The sequence below is a fragment of the Streptomyces longispororuber genome (assembly GCF_014656095.1).
GTDB classification, from domain to species: Bacteria; Actinomycetota; Actinomycetes; order Streptomycetales; family Streptomycetaceae; genus Streptomyces; species Streptomyces longispororuber.
Genome location: NZ_BNBT01000334.1, coordinates 1 through 905, shown reverse-complemented (window position 1 = coordinate 905; position 905 = coordinate 1). Strand labels below are relative to the sequence as shown.

Here is a 905-nt window from a genome sequence, read left to right as displayed (position 1 = left end):
CTAGGCCGTTTCCTTCGGATCATCGTGCCGACCAGATGAAGATGGCCGCGATGTGGAGTCCGGCGAGGTAGATGGTGGCGGTCTTGTCGTATCGGGTGGCCAGACCGCGCCACTGCTTGAGCTTGCTGATGCATCGCTCGACGATGTTGCGCTGCTTGTAGGCCTCGCGGTCGAAGGCAGGCGGGCGGCCGCCTGATCGGCCTCGGTTCTTGCGCTTGGCGACCTGGTCGGAGGGCTGGGGGATCACCGTCCGGATCCCGCGCCTGCGGAGATAGGTCCGGATTGCGCGGGAGGAGTAGGCCTTGTCGGCCAGGACCATCTCCGGTGTGGTCCTGGGCCGGCCGACCCGTCGCGGCACCCGCAGGCTGGCCATGACCTTGGGGAAAGCGGGTGCATCGCCGGCCTGGCCGGGAGTGAGGACGAAGGCGAGCGGCCGGCAGCGGCTGTCTGCGGCAAGGTGGATCTTGGTGGTCAGCCCGCCGCGGGAACGTCCGAGGGCATGGTCGGCCGGCTCACCAGCCGGGGCCCCTTTTGCCGGGCCCCGGCAGCATGCTGGTGAGCGCGGACGATCGTGGAGTCGACCGCGACGATCCAGTCGAGGTCACCTTCGGCGTCGGCCTGGGCCAGCAGGGCGGTGAAGACCTTCTCCCAGGTGCCGTCGGCGGCCCACTTCCGCAGCCGGTTGTGGGCCCCCTTCCACGAACCGAAGTGCTCGGGCAGGTCCATCCACGGCGTACCCGTGCGGTACTTGAACGCGATCGCGTCGATCACCTGCCGGTGATCACGCCACCGCCCACCCCGCCGAGGGGCCCGGTCCGGCAGCAACGGCTCGATCCTCGCCCACTGGGCGTCAGTCAACGACACACACCAACCAACGATCAGACGATCCGAAGGAAACGGCCTAG

The 905-nt window shown here is 68.6% G+C and carries 1 protein-coding gene; it reads right to left on the bottom strand.

Annotated elements, in window-relative coordinates:
• Positions 1–19: 19 nt before the first annotated feature.
• A protein-coding gene (locus tag IE330_RS38505) for an IS5 family transposase (RefSeq protein ID WP_373314846.1) occupies positions 20–864 on the bottom strand; the annotation gives its coding sequence in 2 pieces (ribosomal slippage) (positions 20–534 and positions 534–864; 846 coding nt in all).
• Between the last annotated feature and the right edge of the window lie 41 nt (positions 865–905).